Annotated in this window: 17 protein-coding genes and 1 pseudogene; 10 read left to right on the plus strand and 8 right to left on the minus strand. The window is 69.9% G+C overall.

The genetic code is table 11. The features are described from left to right. Positions 1-397: 397 nt before the first annotated feature. Positions 398-1,237 carry an aldo/keto reductase gene (locus CLT71_RS03215; protein ID WP_101365779.1) on the minus strand — a complete coding sequence of 280 codons (840 nt, stop codon included), beginning with the start codon at positions 1,235-1,237 and terminating at the stop codon, positions 398-400. 372 nt (positions 1,238-1,609) lie between these two features. On the opposite strand from CLT71_RS03215, the pseudogene CLT71_RS03220 reads away from it, so the two are divergent. Next, positions 1,610-1,933: pseudogene (locus CLT71_RS03220) on the plus strand (transposase); the annotation flags it as partial. A gap of 41 nt (positions 1,934-1,974) precedes the next feature. After that, positions 1,975-2,064: an integrase core domain-containing protein gene (locus tag CLT71_RS03225; RefSeq protein WP_486483646.1), complete on the plus strand. Its 90-nt coding sequence runs from the start codon at positions 1,975-1,977 to the stop codon at positions 2,062-2,064. 351 nt (positions 2,065-2,415) lie between these two features. On the opposite strand, the gene CLT71_RS36340 is transcribed toward CLT71_RS03225, so the two are convergent. Next, entirely contained in the window at positions 2,416-2,673 is a 258-nt protein-coding gene (locus tag CLT71_RS36340) for a hypothetical protein (RefSeq protein ID WP_143743352.1), read from the minus strand. A gap of 163 nt (positions 2,674-2,836) precedes the next feature. On the opposite strand from CLT71_RS36340, the gene CLT71_RS03240 reads away from it, so the two are divergent. After that, positions 2,837-3,223, plus strand: coding sequence for a hypothetical protein (locus CLT71_RS03240; protein WP_486483015.1), 387 nt, complete (start codon positions 2,837-2,839; stop codon positions 3,221-3,223). Positions 3,224-3,320: 97 nt separating this feature from the next. On the opposite strand, the gene CLT71_RS03245 is transcribed toward CLT71_RS03240, so the two are convergent. Next, the gene (locus CLT71_RS03245) at positions 3,321-4,472 is read right to left on the minus strand and encodes an epoxide hydrolase family protein (protein WP_101365781.1); all 1,152 of its coding nucleotides are present in this window, start codon (positions 4,470-4,472) and stop codon (positions 3,321-3,323) included. A 418-nt stretch (positions 4,473-4,890) separates the two neighbouring features. On the opposite strand from CLT71_RS03245, the gene CLT71_RS03250 reads away from it, so the two are divergent. Beyond that, on the plus strand, positions 4,891-5,757 hold the full coding sequence (locus CLT71_RS03250; RefSeq protein ID WP_486483016.1) for a hypothetical protein: 867 nt from the start codon (positions 4,891-4,893) through the stop codon (positions 5,755-5,757). A gap of 31 nt (positions 5,758-5,788) precedes the next feature. Here CLT71_RS03250 and CLT71_RS36345 read toward each other — a convergent pair whose 3' ends face one another. Genes CLT71_RS36345 through CLT71_RS03260 form a run of 3 tightly spaced genes read right to left on the minus strand, consistent with a single transcriptional unit; the run spans position 5,789 to position 7,998 of the window. Then, a complete protein-coding gene (locus CLT71_RS36345) occupies positions 5,789-6,007 on the minus strand; it encodes a hypothetical protein (protein ID WP_143743353.1) in 219 nt (72 codons plus the stop codon). Between the two features lie 9 nt (positions 6,008-6,016). After that, entirely contained in the window at positions 6,017-7,489 is a 1,473-nt protein-coding gene (locus CLT71_RS03255; protein WP_101365783.1) for a hypothetical protein, read from the minus strand. Continuing rightward, on the minus strand, positions 7,486-7,998 hold the full coding sequence (locus CLT71_RS03260; protein WP_101371097.1) for a SigE family RNA polymerase sigma factor: 513 nt from the start codon (positions 7,996-7,998) through the stop codon (positions 7,486-7,488). Before CLT71_RS03260 ends, CLT71_RS03255 begins: the two co-directional genes overlap by 4 nt. A 178-nt stretch (positions 7,999-8,176) precedes the next feature. Between CLT71_RS03260 and CLT71_RS03265 the strand changes: the two genes are divergently transcribed. After that, positions 8,177-9,070, plus strand: coding sequence for a hypothetical protein (locus CLT71_RS03265; RefSeq protein WP_101365784.1), 894 nt, complete (start codon positions 8,177-8,179; stop codon positions 9,068-9,070). 84 nt (positions 9,071-9,154) lie between these two features. Here the strand turns inward: CLT71_RS03265 and CLT71_RS03270 are convergent, their stop codons facing one another. Next, positions 9,155-10,099: a GlxA family transcriptional regulator gene (locus tag CLT71_RS03270; protein WP_486483017.1), complete on the minus strand. Its 945-nt coding sequence runs from the start codon at positions 10,097-10,099 to the stop codon at positions 9,155-9,157. 72 nt (positions 10,100-10,171) lie between these two features. Between CLT71_RS03270 and CLT71_RS03275 the strand changes: the two genes are divergently transcribed. From CLT71_RS03275 to CLT71_RS03295, 5 genes are all read left to right on the plus strand, one after another. Beyond that, positions 10,172-10,507, plus strand: coding sequence for a cupin domain-containing protein (locus tag CLT71_RS03275; RefSeq protein ID WP_101365786.1), 336 nt, complete (start codon positions 10,172-10,174; stop codon positions 10,505-10,507). Positions 10,508-10,606: 99 nt separating this feature from the next. Then, positions 10,607-11,812, plus strand: a complete 1,206-nt coding sequence (locus CLT71_RS03280; RefSeq protein ID WP_486483018.1) for an FUSC family protein — start codon at positions 10,607-10,609, stop codon at positions 11,810-11,812. 167 nt (positions 11,813-11,979) lie between these two features. Beyond that, positions 11,980-12,813 carry a C1 family peptidase gene (locus CLT71_RS03285; protein WP_101365787.1) on the plus strand — a complete coding sequence of 278 codons (834 nt, stop codon included), beginning with the start codon at positions 11,980-11,982 and terminating at the stop codon, positions 12,811-12,813. A 42-nt stretch (positions 12,814-12,855) separates the two neighbouring features. Then, entirely contained in the window at positions 12,856-13,224 is a 369-nt protein-coding gene (locus CLT71_RS03290; RefSeq protein ID WP_101365788.1) for a protease inhibitor I42 family protein, read from the plus strand. A gap of 201 nt (positions 13,225-13,425) precedes the next feature. Beyond that, on the plus strand, positions 13,426-13,872 hold the full coding sequence (locus CLT71_RS03295; protein ID WP_101365789.1) for a DoxX family protein: 447 nt from the start codon (positions 13,426-13,428) through the stop codon (positions 13,870-13,872). A gap of 4 nt (positions 13,873-13,876) precedes the next feature. Here CLT71_RS03295 and CLT71_RS03300 read toward each other — a convergent pair whose 3' ends face one another. Then, positions 13,877-15,049, minus strand: coding sequence for a 4-hydroxybenzoate 3-monooxygenase (locus CLT71_RS03300; protein WP_101365790.1), 1,173 nt, complete (start codon positions 15,047-15,049; stop codon positions 13,877-13,879). Positions 15,050-15,070 lie beyond the last annotated feature (21 nt).

A 15,070-nucleotide genomic window follows, 5' to 3' on the forward strand; every position in this document is an offset into this window, starting at 1 on the left:
TCGGGTGCCGAGCCTGCGGTCAGCAGGTCCGCCAGTTGGCCGGTGGCGCCGTCGAGCAGATCCCGGCGTACGCCGTGGCTGCCTTCCCGGCACCGGCAGGCCTGGGTGGCCGGGGCATGCTCCGCATGATGATCCCTCGTCACCAACAACCCCGCCGAGTCTCCCGAGAAGACCGGTGTCCTCGCGCTCGAACTACGTGCCGAGATCGAGAGGGTCGCCTCAGACCTGACCCGACGAGCGGGTCTCGAACAACTTGTCAAGCACACCAGGCTCGCACCGAGGAGCCGTGTGAACGCGCTTGATCAGGTGCTCGCTCATGCCGCAGAGCACGCACGGCGCTTGAACAGGGGTCACAGAGCGTGTCGAACTGGTGCGTTGGCGGTGCACGCTACGAGCCCTATGCCGGTTGGTGTAGCCCGTCCAAAACAGCACGTTGAGCGGGAGTCAGGCGTAGCCCTTCGGCGGCGAGGTTTTCCTCGAGATGCCGCAATCGGGCGGTACCAGGAATCGGAAGCATCACCGGCGAATGGCTGAGGAGCCAGGCGATCGCGATCTGGGTGGCGGTGGCACCGAGCTCGGACGCCACTGCGGCGATGGCCGCCGTTGTTCCTGATGCACCTGCCGCGACAGGCCGCCACGGCATAAACGCTATGCCTGCCTGCTCGCAGGCCCTGAGGACGGGCTCATGCTCGCGGTCGAGCACGTTATATCGGTTCTGCACGCTCGCCACATCAATGATCTGACGTGCCTGGCCGAGCTCGGTGACGGTGACCTCTGACAATCCGATCCGACCAATCTTGCCCTCAGTCCTCAGGTTCTCCAGAGTGCCGAGCTGCTCAGCGAGCGGCGTTTCCGGGTCGATGCGGTGGAGCTGAAGTAGCTCGATCCGTTCGACGCGCAGCCGGCGCAACGCCTGCTCAACTTGCGTGCGTAGGGTCTCTGGCCGCGCGTCCAGTCTCCACTCGCCCGCAGGACCTGATCGCGCGACGCCGACCTTGGTTGTGATGAGCAGCTCATCGGGATAGGGGTACAGGGCCTCGGCGAGGAGTTCCTCATTAGCTCCACCGCCGTACAGGTAGGCAGTGTCGATCAGCGTGACACCGAGCTCGACGGCACGCCGGACCACCGCTATTGACGACTCGCGAGCGGCGCCTGCCTCGGTCGGCAGGTGCATGGCACCGAACCCGAGCCGCCGCACCCGCAGGGCTCCGTCGATGTGGAATATCGCCGATGTCACCGTTCTCCCTCTGTTGGAGAGACAACGCTATCAGCGCGTTCACGGCCAAGGTCGTCCGCGGCAACGGGCGGATCCGACGGGGGTGCACTGATCTGCCGCAATCGGCGCACTACTCAGCGTTACATCGCTCTGGCCTGGTCGCCGTCCGGACGTGGCCGGGTTGAGGGCGTTTGACGGCTGTTGGACGGGACTCACTCATCGCTAGCACTCCAGCAGGAGATCCGTTCTGGCCTGCGGTGAGGGTGCGGTTTTGTCCTTGGGCAGCAAGCAGCCACCGTCGAGCCTGAGGTTGTGTGGACCAAACAGGATGCGGCGGCGGCTGCCGCCTACAGGGTAGACGCTCAGCGATGGGCCGGGGTGTTCGACGAGCTGATGGACACGATCGGCGCACGGTTCGCCCGGCCCGAGCCACGGCGTCGGGTCCGGGAGTTCGTGAGCGGGCTGCTGGCACCGCTACCGACCAAGAACTGCTGGACGATCGCCGAACACGCGGGCGACGACGGTCCGGGCGGTATGCAGGACCTGATCGGCCGGGCCAGCTGGGATGACACGTTGGTACGGGCCGACGTCCGCGATTTCGTCGCCGCTCGGCTCGGACATCCGGACGGGGTGCTGCTGGTGGACGAGACCGGTGATCTGAAGAAAGGCACTCACACGGTCGGGGTGCAACGCCAGTACTCGGGTACCGCTGGAAGATACTGAAGTACCGGCCCGGCTTCCCCGACCGCTTCGACAACATCGAACAGGCCCGAACCTTCTGCCGCGACTTCTTCACCTGGTACAACACCCAGCATCGGCACTCCGGTATCGCCTGGCACACTCCGTAAAACGTCCACCACGGACACGCCGGCACCGTCCACGCGGTCCGCGCCGAGGTCCTGACCGCCGCCTATCAGCGCCACCCCGAACGATTCGTCCGTAAACACCCCGAACCAGCAGTCCTGCCCGCAGCGGCATGGATCAACCCACACGCTCAGGAGCAGGACGACCAGCAGATTCACTCAAAGAATTCCTGATCAACCCGCCTCAAAAATCTTGACACCTTCCGCAGTCGGATCCCGAGATCTACCGTTCGGTGAATGTCGCCATCGACATGCTCGCCGAGATCGGGCCAGGTCTGGGACGCCGGCTGGTCGACACGGTGCAGGGTTCGAGGGGCCCGATCTACGCTTCGGCCGTCAGCCCGAGGTCCGGATCTGCTCCAGGCGCGTCAGAGGTTCCCGGAGGTACTCCATGAGCTTCCGCAGCGCGTCCTTCTCCGCCGTGGTGATCACAACGTCCTCCTCCCACAGGGCGCCGACGAGCGTCGTGATCGCGTGGTCCCAGGCGCCGGCGCCTCTGGCCATCAGGACCATCGACCGGTACTTCGGGCTGATCTTGGGTGCGACCTGGTCGATGATCCGGGGGCTGAGCCGGATGTAATCGTTGACTTCCATGGGTCTCCCGTGGGTGCGGTGGTTAGGCCGGCGGGTTGGTCGGCGGGTTGGTGGTGACGCCCTCGCGGCTGACGGGGAAGCCGCCGGAGATGCTGCCGTCCTTGTCCAGGGTAACGACGCAGGTGATGCCGTCGCGGGTGCCGCTGACGACCCAGCCGTCGCCGTGGGGACGCGCCTGAGGGCGGCTGTCGGGGTTGGCGGCGATGCTCTTGAATCAGCCCTCGACCTGCGCACCGATCACATCGCCGCCGGGCTGCCCCGCCATGCCTGGCAGCGGATCTCCGCCGGTGCGGGGGCGAAGGGCCACCGCTACTACGACTGGGCATTCATCGCCCTGCCCCACGCCGCCGACCAGCACGGCGGGCACCACTGGCTGCTGATCCGCCGCAACCGCACCACCGTCAACGAGCTACGCCGACTATTCCACGCCCTGATCATCAACCCCGTCCGACGCGTCCCCGACGTCATCGCCTGGTCCATCTACCGACGCAGACACCAACACCAAGCCAAGACCAGCCACTACGCCCGACAAGCCCTCACCGAACCCTAAAACCGATCTCCTGCTGGAGTACCAGATCTTGCTTTCGATTGATGGGTGTGAAGCCCGAAAGCGGAGCCGGGTCGTTGTGACCCGGCTCCCTTCCTGATCAGTACGGGCGAAGCGACGTGAAGAACTGCCTGATTTCGCGGGCGAGCAGGTCCGGTTCCTCCAGCGGCATGAAGTGTCCGCCCCTGCCCGGTTCGCTCCAGTGCCGAATGTCGGTGCAGGCGCGTTCGGTGATCTCGCGCGGGAAGTTGACATGCGACGGTTCGGTACTCAGGGTGAACGCGGCGGGCACGGTGATGTCGGGTCGTGGGCTGTTGTGGCCGTAGTCGAAGTACTGCCGGAACGAGGAACCGATCGCGCCGCTCGTCCAGTACAGGGTGATGATCGTGAGCAGGGTGTCGCGGTCGAAACGGCTTTCCAGGTCCCCGTGATTGTCACTCCAGTCTCGGTACTTGTCGATTAGCCAGGCGGCCAGGCCGGCTGGGGAGTCGCTCAGCGCCGCGGCGATGGTGTCCGGGCGGGTGCACATGATGGCGCTGTAGCCGCCGTCGGTCTGGTCGTACACCGCTTCGGCATCGAGAAACGCCTGCTCGGCGGGGGACAGCGGGTGGGAGTCGAAGCTGCCCGGAAACGGTGGGTGGATCATGTGGATGCCCGCTACCTGCTCGGGGTACAGGGCGCCCAGCCAACCGGTGACCACGCCGCCGACATCGCCACCGAAGGCGCCGTAGCGCTGGTAGCCAAGGACGTCGGTCATCAACAGGTGCAGCGTCTGCGCCATCGCCGCGCGGGTGAGCGGACCCTCCGGCAGCTCGGAGTAGAGAAAGCCTGGTAACGAGGGCACCACCACGTCGAACGCGTCGGCGGGGTCGGCCCCGTGGCGGCCGGGGTTGGTCAGGCGATCGACCAGCGGCAGCATCTCCACGAAGCTGCTGGGCCAGCCGTGGGTCAGGATCAGCGGCAGCGGCGCGGGCGTGCCCGCCGGACGCGTCCCGGGTACGCGAAGGAAGTGCATGCGCCGGCCGCCGATCTGGGCCTGGTAATGCGGCAGTACGTTGAGTTCGGCTTCCCGAGCGCGCCAGTCGAACCCGTCGCGCCAGTAGGACACCAGGTGTCGCAGATAGTCGGGGTCAGCGCCGGCCTGCCAGGGCTGATTGCCGCTGCGGGCGGTGAATCGAGTACGGGCCAGCCGGGCCCGCAGGTCGTCGAGCGCGTCGTCGGATACATCGATACGGAACGGGGTGAAGGTCATTCTTCCTCCGGTTAGGAGGGCGCTCCCCGACGCGAAGTTAGCGGACAGGGGTGGTCGGGTGGAGCGCCCAGGCGTGACATTGGGTGTTCACCGGGCTCACCTCCCCTCATCGCTGATCGGAGTCACTATACACATCCTCTTCTGTCGCCGACCGTGCGCGGTAGCGCCAGGGTTCATATGACGCTCGGTAGCCTTCCGCGACGGCACGTCCAGGTGTGAGGACGTCCGGTCGCGCCGGGACGAGTACGTCAGGTGTCGAGGTGATAGGGAATGCGAACATTGAGGCCGACGAACGAGGGGCCCTCTCACGATGACGGTTGATTGGGGTTGGCTCCGACACGCGTACGGCCGGGCCACAGATACTCCGAAGCACCTGCAAGCGCTGGAGTCCGGCGACGCCGAGGCCCGCACGGCGGCGTTGGATCACCTCGACATCGCTGTGCTGCACCAGGGTTTTCCCGGAACGGCGACCGCGCCGGTCGTCCGGGCCCTGAGCACGCTGCTCGCCCAAGGGCGTGCGCACCCGGACACAGTCGAACGGCTTCTGGAGTTCCTGGGTGACGTGGCCCTGAGCGTGACCGGCCTGGCCGACGATTGTCATTTCGCCGAGGTGCTGCCGGACCTTGCCGACGCGATCGCGGAGGCGTATCCGGTGGTGCTTCCGCTGCTCGTGGCATCCCCGCCGGACCGAGCCCTGTTTCGGGCAGAGAATCTGGTGGCAATGGTCCGGACGCCGCGCCTCGCGGACCGGCGGGAGGAACTGGCCGTCCTCGTCCTGGAGTGGGCCCGACGTGATGCCGGGCCGCAGGCGGAATGGGTTCGCTGCCTCGGCCGGCTCGACGTCGACGTCCGCGATCGGCTCACCGACCGGGACCCTGCGGTACGGCTGCGGGCCGCGCAGGCCCATGAGGACGATCCGCGAAGCCGGGAACTGATTCTGGCCGCGTTGGCGGACCCGCCGCCCCCAGGGTTGCACCGATCCGAGCTGGTCGCCGCAGCGATCCGCGTCGCGGCCGATTTCGAAACGGTCGCTGCGGCGGCCTGCCAAGTGGCCAGGCAGGACAGTTGGACCGGCTTCGACGATGGCTGGGGCGCGTTGGCGCGGTTCGCGTTTCCCACGCCGTATGGAGAGGGCCGGCCGCTGACCGACAACCAGCGTGCGCTGCTTCGGGCTCTGGTCGCGAACGACCAACTCTGGGATCCGAAGAACGGAAGCTGCGGGCTCGTCTTCAAACAGGCCGGGCTGCCACACAGCCGGGCCGAATGCCGTCGGATGGCCGGATGACCCGTCTGGCCGCTGGGTGCTCGGATGCTGTCTACTGCTCGTCGTGGCTGGAACGGCGTTGAGCGTCCTGTGTCCCCGCAGAGCTGAGCGCGTCGAACCAGTCCTGCTTGCGGAGCTGGCGGCCGAAGGCCTGGTCAGGTACGAGCCTGACCTGAGCTACTGGTTGTCGGCCGATGGTCTGCCGCATCAGTACCTGCTTGAATGCCTGGCGAGCGCGGGCCCGGGCCGGCGTCCGTACATGTCGGCGCATCCCGCCACGCTAGGCAGCCTTCCTGCGGCCACGGCCACGGCCGCGACGACGGCGGCGGATCGCGGCCACCATGGCCAGCGTCACGAGCCCGACCACCACGGCGAGACAGCCCAGCGGGACCGCCGCCACCCAGATGATGCCGCGGGCCGGAAACACGGCGGCGGTCGGCGACGGACCGCCGAACCGGCCGGCGGTCAGCAGGTCCTGGGCGACGTCCATCGTGAGCACGTCGTCCGGCGGGTCGAGCAGGGTACGCGTCGAGCCGTCCGGGTTCAGGCCGAGCAGGGTGACGTGACCGGTCTCGTACCAGCCGGTGTCGTTCCATTCCCGGTCACGGGTCTTCTGTGTGCCGCGCTCCGGCTCGTAGCGCAGCACCACCAGCTCACGGCCGTTCGCCCAGCCCAACGCCCGGACCGCCTGCCCGGTGACCACGGGGAACCCGGCGCCCGGCAGTGGGCGACCGGTCGCGGCGTCGAGGAAGCCGACGCTCCAGCGCCGGGCCGCCAACGCCGTCTCGTCGCACTCGTCGAGGCAGCCGTCGAGGGTGACCGTCGCGATCCGGGTACCGTCCGAAGTGAACGCGCCCGTCCCGGCCAGGTACGTCCGGTCGCCCAGCTCGGCCGACCACCGTACCCGGCCGGTCCGGTCGACCAGATGCACCGTGCTGCCCTCGGTGACCGCGAGCGTCTGCCCGTCCGGGGCGAAGGCGGCCCGCGACGCGGTCCGGATCTCCTGCACGGGGGTGAAGTCGCGCAGCGGCAGCAGAGCGTCGGTGGCCAGGTCGAGCAGTGCCAACCGCTCCGGGTGCCGGATCACCCCGGTCTGCTGATCGATGACCTCGGTGAGACCGGAGACCGCGACCAGCAACGCCCCGCCATCCGGCGCCCAGGCCAGCGGCTCGCAGCAGCCCGTGCCGCGCCGGGCGCCGTGCTGGGTACTCCGGCCGGTGGTCAGGTCGACGACCGTGACGCCGTCGAGGTTGTCGAAGCCGGAATCCAGCAGAAAGGACTGGGCGACCCGGGTACCGTCCGGGGACAGCAGTGCGCTCTCCCCGGCGGCGATGGTGTCCCAGCCGCCGTAGAGCAGCATCCGGTAGTCACCGTCCCGGCCGACCGCGGCCAGTTTGCCCTCGCTGTCGATCAGGTCGGTGCCGCGCAGGCCGATCGAGTCGCCGCCGAAGAGCACCGACGCCGGTCCGGGCGGATCCATCTGCACGGTCGCCTGCCACATCCACGGCAGCGACAGCCGCGCCGGCACGGCCGGGCCACCGTCACCGGCGGTCGACAGCAGCGGGTACGGCCGACTCAGCGCCCACGGCAGTCCCAACGCGACCAGCAGCACCACCAGTGCGGCCGTGCCGGAGCGGAGCAGCCGGGACCGTCGCCGGGCGCGTCGGCCGCGTCGCCACACGTCAGGGGTCAGCCGGGCCGGTGGCATGGAGTCGCCGACCTCGGCGAGCACATCACGCAGTTGTTCGGTCATCTCAGCTCCGCTCCACCGACCAGCTCACCCAGCTCCGGCGCGAGTGACCGCAACCGGGCGAGTCCGTCCCGGGTCTGGCTCTTCACCGTGTTCACCGAGCAGTCGAGTACCTTCGCCGCCTCCGCCTCGGTGAGATCCTCGAAGTACCGCAGTACCAGCACGGCTCGCTGGCGGGGCGCGAGCCGGGCCAACGCCTGGCGGACGACGACCGCCCGGTCGGTCGCGGCGGTCGGATCGTCGACCGGCGTCTCGGGCGGGCGGGACCACAGCTCCACGCCGCGCCAGCGCCGCCGCCAGAGCGACACGTGCTGGGAGTGCATGATCCGCCGCACGTACGGGTCGGGGTCGCCGCCGGTCACGATCCGCTCCCAGTGCCGGGCGACCCGCTCGAAGGTGATCTGGACCAGATCCTCGGCCAGGTGCCGGTCGCCGGTCAGCAGGAACGCGATCCGCGACCACCTGGCCAGCGTGCCGGCCAGGTACGCGTTGAATGCCTCCTCGGCGTCCATCTCCACCTTCCCTCCAACCGCCCACACGCCGCCGGGTACGGATCGGGGTGGGTACGCCGAGCGGCGAATGTCTCGGGCGAGCGAAGATCGGCGCGACCGCCCCGCGATCGGGTTGAATTCGATCATGTGACGGCCGGATGAGGCGGAACCGACCGGGGCACCCGCCCGTCTGAATGGCATGAGAACGTGGCGAGGTGTCCGGATAACCTGCGTCGGGGCACTGTTTCTGCTGTTGGCCGCCTGTGCCCGCGAGGGCGCCGGGGCGGGCGGTGACGGACCGGGAGGATCGGGTGGCGACTCCGGCCCGGCCGATCCGGACGCGGTGGTGCTCCGGGTGGAGCATGTCGGCGGGTTCGTGCCCTCGGACGCCTGGTTGACCCGGGTGCCGATGGTCACCGTCTACGCGGACGGGCGGGTGATCAGCGAGGGACCGCAGATCGAGATCTATCCCGCGCCCGCACTGCCCAACCTCCAGCAGCAGCGGCTGGCGCCGGAACAGGTCGACCAGTTGGTCGAGCAGGCCCGGGACGCCGGTGTCGGCACGGTCACCGATCTCGGCCGACCGCCGGTCGCGGACGTCCCGTCGACCCGGTTCACCGTGTCGTCCGCCGCCGGCACCGACGAGCTGGAGGTCTACGCGCTCGCCGAGGGCGGGGAGGGCACGGCCGGGCTGACCGAGGCGCAGCGCAGCGCCCGGGCCGAGTTGCAGAAGCTGGTTTCCGCGCTCACCGATCTGCCCGGGACGCTGGGGCAGGACAAGGTCGAGCAGGCGCAGCCGTACCAGGCCCAGGCGGTGGCGGCGGTGGCGATCCCGTGGCGTCCGGACGAGAACGGGCTGACCGCCCCGCCGGAGATCGCCTGGCCCGGTCCGGCTCTGCCGGGGACACCGCCGTCACCCGGCGTCGACCAGGGCTGTGTCGACGTACGCGGCGCCGAGGCGACCGCACTGCTGGCGGCGGCAGCCAAGGCGAACGCCCGTACGCCGTGGACCTCCGGCGACAACCGCTGGCAGGTCGGCCTGCGGCCGTTGCTGCCGGACGAGACCGGCTGCGCCGACCTCGCCACCAGATAGGCAGTGGCTCCGTAGCGGTAACGTCGGGTGGTCTGTTACGGGTGCGGCGGTGAGCTGCCACGGTCGTGGAACATCGAGGTGTAGCTACCGGAACGCCCGCCGGTATGCGCCCGGGGTCGTGCCGACCTGGGCGCGGAAGCGGCGGCGGAGGTTGACGGCGGAACCGAGACCGACGCGGGTGGCGATCGCCTCGACCGGCAGGTCCGTCTCCGCCAGCAGGGTGCGTGCCGCGATCAGCCGTCGGGAGAGCAGCCAGCTGCCAGGGCTGGTGCCGAACCGGTCGGCGAAGCGACGGGCCAGGGTGCGGGGCGAGACGCCGAGGCGGGCGGCCAGGTCGTCCACCGACAGCGGTGTGCCGAGGCGCTCGTCGGCCCATTCGAGCAGGCTGTCGAGCGGGTCGCCGGCCGGTGCGGACGGGGCGTACCGGACCCGGCCGTCCTCGCGGTGCGGCGGCATCACCATGTGCCGGGCGAGCAGTGCGGCGTGCGCCGCACCGTGATCCTTGCGGACCAGGTGCAGGCACAGGTCGATCCCCGCACCCGCGCCGGCACTGGTGGCGACGTCGCCATGGTCCACGTAGAGCCGGTCCGGCTCCACCCGCACCCTGGGGAACTCCCGCCGCAACTGCTCGGCCCGTCCCAGGTGCGTGGTGGCCGAGCGGCCGTCCAACAGTCCGGTACGGGCCAGCGCGAACACTCCGGAGCAGATCGTGACCAGCCGCGCCCCGCGACCGTGCGCACGCAGCAGCGCGTCGCGTACCCGGGTCGGCAGTGGCGTCTCCACCGGCGCCCAGCCCGGGATGATGACGGTGTCCGCGTACTCCAGCGCCGACAGGTCCCGGGCGACGAACATGGCGTACCCGGCGGTGGTCGGTACCGGGCCGGGTGTCTCCGTGCACACCTCGAACTCGTAGTGCTGCGGCACCCCGGGCCGCTGGGTGCCGAAGACCTCGACGGCACAGCCGACCTCGAACGTCGACTGCACCGGGCGTACCAGAGCCACCACCCGGTGCATGGCAGAGCGGTGCATGGCAGGAAAGTACCCCACGGTGTCGGCACAGGCTCTGTCCCGCCCCGGACGGGGTACGGCACCGTGCCAGGTATGCATTCCGAGATCCTCGCCCAAGAGGGCTATGTCTCCGTTGCCGTCGACGACTCCCCGGTCCGCGAGGTGTTCCCCGGGATCCGGCTCCGGACGCTGTGGCAGGGGTCGTCCGGCGCGCACGCCCACGTGCTGGAGATGGACCCGGGCACCTCCTGGCCACGCCGGGATCTGCACGAGCCCGGCCCGGAGGAGGTCTACGTGCTCTCCGGTACCTTCAACGACGGCGCACGTGACTATCCGGCCGGCACCTTCCTGCACGCCCCTGCCGGGTCGTGGCACATCCCCGCGACCAGCACCGGCTGCACGCTCTTCCTCTTCTATCCCGAGGGGTGACCGTCGCGGGCGCCGGAGATCCGTTGATCGCGGCGCCCGCTCCCTGCCGCACCCCGGCGCGCCCGTGGTTGGGCGGAGCGGGGCCGGGTAGTCGCCGGCATGTCGCCCCGCTCCGAGGCCCGCTACCGCTCGCCGTTGGGTGCGTTCGTCCGCCAGCTTCGGAGGAGGGCCGGTCGGGCCCGACAGAAGGGTGGCCAGGTCACCCGGCTGCGGATGCGGCAGCTGGAGATCATCGCTGTGATCGCGGTGCAGGCCGGACTGGCGGCGGGGCTCTCCTGGTGGATCGCGCACAACCTGCTCGGCAACCCGAACCCGGTCTTCGCGCCCACCGCGGCGGTCGGCACGATCGTCGCGGCGCTCGGCCAGCGCGCCCGGCGCACCGTCGAACTGCTCGCCGGAGTGGGCCTGGGGATCGTCATCGGCGACGCGTTGATCTTCCTGATCGGCACCGGGCCGTGGCAGACCGCCGTCGTCGTCACCCTGGCCATCGGAGTCGCGCTCGGCCTGGTCGGTCGGGGCGGGACAGTGGTCAGCCAGGTCGGCGGTACGGCCGTGCTTATCGCGACCCTCTCGTCCAGCGAGCAGAACCTGGAGCTTCCCCGGATCGTCGACGCGGTGACCGGCAGTGTGGTCGGGCTGGTCGTGGTCGCGCTGCTGCTGCCGCTGAACCCGACCCGGGTGGTGAGCCGGGCGGCCGCCCCGGTCCTGGCAGTTCTCTCCGAACGGCTCCAGGACATCGCGGTGGGGCTGCGGGAGCGGGATGCGGAGCGGGCAGTGCGGGCGCTGCACGCGCTGCGCGGGATGGAGCCGGACCTGCTGCGGCTGAAGGAGGCGGTAAGCGGTGCCGAGGAGGTGGTCAGGCTGGCGCCGCTGCGGTGGGGGCGCCGGCAGGAGTTCGAGCGCTACGCCAGGGGAGTGACCGAACTGACCCGGGTGATCGAGGGCACCCGCGACCTGGCCCGGCGTACGGTGACCGTGATCGACTACCGGGAGCCGGTCCCGGCGTGCCTGCCCGACGCGATCGAGATGCTGGCGAACGCGGTGCGGGAGCTGCGCCGGCAGGCGGGTGCGGGGCGGGACAGCGGGACCGCCCGGCGCCGGGCGCTGGTCGCCGCCCGCCAGGCGGGACGGGCCCGCCGGGAAGGGCTGCACAACTTCGGTGACGCGCTCGTCACGCAGCTGCGGGTCTCCGCCGCCGACGTCATCCGGGCCACCGGCTGTCCGAGTCGCGAGGCCGCCCAGGCGGTCCGTCGGGCGGCCCGGGACGGCGAGCGGGCCGGCCCGGCACGCGGCGAGAGTCGATGACCTGTCGGCAGTTCGACGTACTCGCCGGATCGCACCCACGGGATTGTGCCGAGGGCGCACAATGGGTGCCGCGGCGGCTACGCAGACGGGTGTTGCGGTGATGTCCGGGCGCTGTCCGAGGTCGTCGGTGTCCAACCGCCCGTCAGGGCCCGGCCGGAGGCGAGTCGATGGAACAGCAGAGACGTTTCGCGGTGGACCCGCCGGAGACGAGCGCGGGCAGCATTCCCGGCCCACAGTTGCTCGGCCGGCTCTACCGGCCGGATCCCCGGGACTGGGACATTCCTCGACTGATGGAGATCGCCGAGCCGGCCGAGTCGATCCGGCAGATGACCGTGGAACAGGTGCTCACCGAGACGCCGTACTTCTCGGACTGGCGGGCGTACCTGGTCTTCTGGCGCTGGCTGCGCACCCAGCGCCAGCCGTCGGCGGCGCCGGTCCCGGCCCGGGACAGGGCGCCGGCCTGGGAGTTGACCGTCCAGCTCGACCAGGGGCAGACGGGGCACTGCGTCGGTTTCGGCTGGGCGGGCTGGGTGGACGCGATGCCGGTCGCCGGCACCTACCAGAACGCCGACGGCCACGCCCTCTACTACGAGGCCAAGGTGATCGACGGCGAGCCCGGCAAGGAGAACGGCTCGACGGTCCGGTCCGGGGCGCTCGCCGTCCGGGAGCGTGGCCGGCTCGCCGCCTTCGCCTTCGCGCGCAACACGGCGGAGATCGACGAGTGGATCGACAACCAGGGCTCGATCGTGGTGGGCACCGCCTGGACCGCCGACATGTTCAACCCCGACGACGACGGTTTCGTCAAGCCGACGGGTGCCGCATCGGGCGGGCACTGTTATCTGATGCTCGACCGAATCGAGTCCGAGGATGCCTACCTCTTCCAGAACTCCTGGGGGCCGGCCTGGGGCTGGGGCGGCCGGTTCAAGATGAAGCGCGGCGATTTCGCCGGGCTGCTTCAGGAGCAGGGAGAGGCGTGCTGTGCGGTGGAGTTGCCGCACTAGTCGGCCGGGAAACCGCCCGCCGCGCCGAGATCGGGGTACGGCGTGGCGCGCCTTGAGCTGACCGAGTCCGACGGCTGCCGGTCATATCCGGTGGCGCCCGGGGATCTGGTGGTGGTGGAACTCGCCGAGACCCCGAGTTCGGGTTACCGGTGGCAACTCGACGCAGTGGACAGCGACGTGCTCGCTCCGGCCGGGGACTCGTTCCGGCCGGAGCGGGACGGGCTGGGCGGGGTGGGGAGCAGGCTACTGCGGTTCACCGCGACCGGGCCCGGCCGGACCGCACTGCGGCTGGTGCTGCTGCGCGGCTGGGAGCCGGGGGAGCGCCCGGCGCGGCGGTTCGAGGTGACCGTCCACGTCACGGATGCCGGTGTCCCGGATGCGGAAGTCGCGGGTGCCGAACCGGACGCGTAGACGACCGGCTTAATTGGAACTTTTCCAATTTGAACGGTGGCGACCCAGTTATACTCGCCTTTTGCCTGCGAGCCATGATGGGCCGCAAGGGAACGCCGAAAGGGCGTAATGGAAAGCTATTGACAGGCATCTATGTCAATGGATAACGTGACTCTGCCGTGGGACCCAACAGCTATTCCTGCTAGTCGCAAGGAGTGTCCCATGCCCAACGTCCGAGTCGTCGATGTCGTCACCACGCTGTTCCGGATCGTGCTCGGCCTGCTGTTCGCCCTGCACGGCGCCGCCTCCCTGTTCGGGATCTTCGGCGGCAACCGGGGCACCGGCGAGGCGATCCCGATCGGCACCTGGCCCGGATGGTACGCGGCCCTCATCCAGCTCGTCGGCGGACTGCTGGTGCTGGTCGGTCTGAGCACCCGTCCCGCCGCGATCATCTGCTCCGGCTCGATGGCGTACGCGTACTTCGTGGTGCACCAGCCCGAGGCGCTGCTTCCGCTGAACAACGGTGGCGAGACCGCCGCCCTGTTCTGCTGGTCCTTCCTGCTGGTCGCCGCCCTCGGCGGTGGACGCTGGTCGCTGGACGCCGCGCTTAACCGGCGCCGGGGTCGCGGCGTGGCCCAGGAGCCGGCCACGGTGGGCGCCACCGGCTGATTGATCAGACCTGGGGAAGACCAACGTAGTTCTCCGCCAGGCTGGTCGCGTACGCCCGGGACGAGGCGAGGTAGCGCAGCGTCGAGAGCTGCAACCTCGCCTCGTACGGGTCGTCGGTGCGCAGCCGGTGCAGCAGCGAGGTCATCCACCAGGAGAAGTGCTGGGCGCGCCAGACCCGACGCAGGGCGGTGTCGGAGTAGCCGTCCAGCAGGTCGTCCCGCCCCTCGTGGTACCAGGCGGCGAATGCGTCGCCGAGCAGCGTGACGTCGGCCAGCGCCAGGTTCATCCCCTTGGCGCCGGTCGGCGGCACGATGTGCACCGCGTCGCCGGCCAGGAAGAGCCGCCGCCACCGCATCGGCTCCACCACAAGGCTCCGCATTCCGGTGACGCTCTTCTCCAGGATCGGCCCGGTGTTGAGCGTCCACCCTGGAACCGTCTCCAACCGGGTGCGCAGTTCGGCCCAGATCCGCTCGTCGGGCCACTCCGCCAGATCGGTCTCCGGATCGACCTGGAGATAGAGCCGGGAGATCTCCGGGGAGCGCATGCTGTGCAGGGCGAATCCCCGGTCGTGGTGGGCGTAGATCAGCTCGTCGGTCGCCGGGGCCGCCGCGGCGAGTACCCCGAGCCAGGCGAACGGATAACTCCGGTCGTACTCGGTCAGCTCGCCGGCCGGCACACTCGGCCGGCTCACCCCGTGCGAGCCGTCGCAGCCGGCGACGAAGTCGCAGTGCAGTTCCTCCTCCCGGCCCTGGTGCCGGAACCGGATCACCGGCGAGTCGGAGTCGAGCCCGTCGAGGCGTACGTCGGCGACCTCGAACCGGAGGTCGCCCCCGGCAGCGGTACGGGCCGCGATCAGATCCTTCACCACCTCCTGCTGGCCGTAGACAGTGATTGCCCGGCCGGTCAGCTCGGTCATCGGGATCCGGTGCGCGGCACCGCCGAAGCGCAGCTCGATGCCGGTGTGCCGCAGCCCTTCCCGGTCCAGCCGTTCACCGAGCCCACAGCCGCGGAGCAGGTCGACCGAGCCCTGTTCCAGCACACCGGCCCGGACCCGGTGCTCGACGTACTCCCGGCTGCGGCACTCCAGCACCACCGACTCGATGCCGGCCCGGTGCAGCAGGTGCGACAGCAGCAGACCCGCCGGCCCCGCGCCGACGATCCCGACCTGGGTACGCATCCTTCACTCCTGACCTCTCGT

This window comes from Plantactinospora sp. CNZ320 (genome assembly GCF_002846275.1).

Coding starts and splice junctions, on each gene's coding strand:
- CLT71_RS03265 (WP_101365784.1), top strand. CDS start 8,177: ATGAGAACGTGGCGAGGTGTCCGGATAACCTGCGTCGGGGCACTGTTT.
- CLT71_RS03300 (WP_101365790.1), bottom strand. CDS start 15,049: ATGCGTACCCAGGTCGGGATCGTCGGCGCGGGGCCGGCGGGTCTGCTG.
- CLT71_RS03245 (WP_101365781.1), bottom strand. CDS start 4,472: ATGACCTTCACCCCGTTCCGTATCGATGTATCCGACGACGCGCTCGAC.
- CLT71_RS03270 (WP_486483017.1), bottom strand. CDS start 10,099: ATGCACCGCTCTGCCATGCACCGGGTGGTGGCTCTGGTACGCCCGGTG.
- CLT71_RS03285 (WP_101365787.1), top strand. CDS start 11,980: ATGGAACAGCAGAGACGTTTCGCGGTGGACCCGCCGGAGACGAGCGCG.
- CLT71_RS03295 (WP_101365789.1), top strand. CDS start 13,426: ATGCCCAACGTCCGAGTCGTCGATGTCGTCACCACGCTGTTCCGGATC.
- CLT71_RS03275 (WP_101365786.1), top strand. CDS start 10,172: ATGCATTCCGAGATCCTCGCCCAAGAGGGCTATGTCTCCGTTGCCGTC.
- CLT71_RS03280 (WP_486483018.1), top strand. CDS start 10,607: ATGTCGCCCCGCTCCGAGGCCCGCTACCGCTCGCCGTTGGGTGCGTTC.
- CLT71_RS03260 (WP_101371097.1), bottom strand. CDS start 7,998: ATGGACGCCGAGGAGGCATTCAACGCGTACCTGGCCGGCACGCTGGCC.
- CLT71_RS36340 (WP_143743352.1), bottom strand. CDS start 2,673: ATGGAAGTCAACGATTACATCCGGCTCAGCCCCCGGATCATCGACCAG.
- CLT71_RS03255 (WP_101365783.1), bottom strand. CDS start 7,489: ATGACCGAACAACTGCGTGATGTGCTCGCCGAGGTCGGCGACTCCATG.
- CLT71_RS36345 (WP_143743353.1), bottom strand. CDS start 6,007: ATGCGCCGACATGTACGGACGCCGGCCCGGGCCCGCGCTCGCCAGGCA.